Raw genomic sequence first — 2,221 nt, 5'->3', positions numbered from 1 at the left:
GGAGCTGCGCATCGACAGCTCGCCCGGGCACCCGCGTCCATCTCTCCCTGGTAGCGCGGACGATCCCGGACGGGCGCCGCCGGGGGACGGCGCCACCCGGGAAAGGGAAACACCGCCCCCGGTAAGGGGCGGTGCCTGAAGCGAGGGAACGCCTGCTGCGCGGGTCCGGGCGATTACTCGGCCGCGAACTGGTTCATCGTGTTGGCATGGCCACCCGCCTTCAGCGCGCGCTCGCCGCCAACCATCTCCTTGAAGGTGTCGCCCAGGTCCGAGCCGACCTCGTGCTGGTGCTTGACCGCCGAGATGCCACGGCGGATCTCTTCGCGCTGCACTGTCTTGACGTAGGCCAGCATCTTGTCCTCGCCGAAGTAGCCACGGCTCAGCTCGTCCACCGACTTGGCGGTCAGGTGGAAGGTCGGCAGGGTGATCAGGTTGTGGAACACGCCCGCACGGGTCGAGATGTCGTGCTGGAAGTTCTGCAGGCGGGCATCGGCCTCCTGTCCCAGCTCGGTGGCATCATAGTCGGGGCGCATCAGCTCGTTGCCCTCGGGGTAGTCGGCCTCGGCGATGCGACCCTCGGCCAGCCACTGGCTGCGGACCTGCTTGCGCAGGTTCAGCGTCCAGTTGAAGCTGGGCGAGTTGTTGTAGGTCAGCTTGGCATTCGGAACCACGGCGCGGACCTCGTTCACCATGCCGGCGATCTCGTCGACATTGGGGGTGTCGGTCTCGATCCACAGCAGGTCGGCGCCGCCCTGGGTCAGCGAGGCGATGCAATCCTCGATCACCCGGGCGCGCCCGGTGCCGGCCTTGAACGGGAACAGCCCGTTCGCCAGGCGGCGCGGCTTGACGAAGCTGCCGTCCTGGTAGAGCGCCAGTTCGCCGTCGCGGATCGGGTTGGCTTCGGAGATCTCCTCGGTGTCCAGCCACTTGATGTAGTCCGACGCAAGGTCGCCGGGGGCGGCGCTGACCGGCACCTTCTGGGTCAGGCCGGCCCCCAGGCTGTCGGTGCGCGCGACGATCACGCCGTCATCGACGCCGAGTTCTTCGAAGGCCAGGCGGCAAGCGCGCAGCTTCTCGATGAAGTCCTCGCGCGGGACGGTGACCTTGCCATCCTGGTGGCCGCACTGCTTGGCGTCCGAGACCTGGTTCTCGATCTGCAGGCAGCAGGCGCCCGCCTTGATCAGCTCTTTCGCCAGCAGGTAGGTGGCGTGTTCGTTGCCGAAGCCCGCGTCGATGTCGGCGATGATCGGCACGACATGGGACTCGAAAGAGTCGATCCTGGCGATGACCGCGGCGCGGCTGGCCTCGTCGGGGGCGGCGTTCAGTTCCTGGAACAGGTCGTTGAGGGCGACCTCATCGGCCTGGCGCAGCGAGGTGTAGATCTCTTCGATCAGGTCGGCGACGGCGGTCTTCTCGTGCATCGACTGGTCGGGCAGATGGCCCCAGCGGTTGCGCAGGCCGGCAACCATCCAGCCCGAGAGGTAGACATAGGTGCCCCGCGCCGTGCCGCGCATCCGCTTGACCGACTTGATCATCTGCTGCGCGTGGAAGCCCGACCAGCAGCCCAGGGACTGGGTGAAGCGGGTGGGGTCGGCGTCGTAGGCTTCCATGTCGGCGCGCATCACGCCAGCCATCTCGCGGGCGATGTCGAGGTGGGTGTCGTAGGTGTTCTGGATCTTCAGCTGCACGATGTCGTCGACGGAGATGCCGTTCGAGGTCTGCCCCGAGGGGTAGCGGGTCAGCAGCTCGGCACGCAGCGCGGAATAGCTCTTGCGGGTGGTCATGGTCCTGGTCCTTTCAGTCATCTGTCCAGAGGTCTCGATGGGATTGTGGCTGCCCGGCGGTTCCGCCCCCTGTCGGGGCGGGCGGCCGGGCACGCCGTTGGCTGGCTGGCGTCAGTCCAGCGCGTTCAGCACCGCATAGGCGGGGGTGGTGATGAAGTCGGGCAGGTCGCGGGCCGTCGCCGCCTCCTGCACGATCCGCGCCGCCGAGGCATAGCGGCCACGGTGGAAGCCGGTGGCGCCGATGCGGCCGAGGATCGCCTCGATCTCGTCCTGGATCAGCTGGGCCAGCCAGTCGCCGTCCATCAGGCGGCTGCCCCCGGCGGCCAGCTCGACCTCCGAGCGGTGGCGGATCCACTGCCAGATCTGCGCGCGGGCGATCTCGGCAGTGGCGGCATCCTCCATCAGGTTGTTGATCGGCACGGCGCCGCGCCCGGAGA

The 2,221-nt window shown here is 68.0% G+C and carries 1 protein-coding gene and 1 pseudogene; both read right to left on the bottom strand.

All coding sequences use genetic code 11. The annotated features are described in order from the left end of the window. Window positions 1-173: 173 nt before the first annotated feature. A complete protein-coding gene (locus OS124_RS0107345; RefSeq protein ID WP_010138820.1) occupies window positions 174-1,784 on the bottom strand; it encodes an isocitrate lyase in 1,611 nt (536 codons plus the stop codon). Between the two features lie 111 nt (window positions 1,785-1,895). After that, a pseudogene (locus OS124_RS23980) lies at window positions 1,896-2,221 on the bottom strand (malate synthase A); the annotation flags it as partial.

This window comes from Oceanicola sp. S124 (assembly GCF_000220565.1).
Taxonomy (GTDB): Bacteria; Pseudomonadota; Alphaproteobacteria; order Rhodobacterales; family Rhodobacteraceae; genus Pseudooceanicola.
Note: the sequence above shows the minus strand (reverse complement) of the source record. Positions and strands in the feature narration are given on the sequence as shown.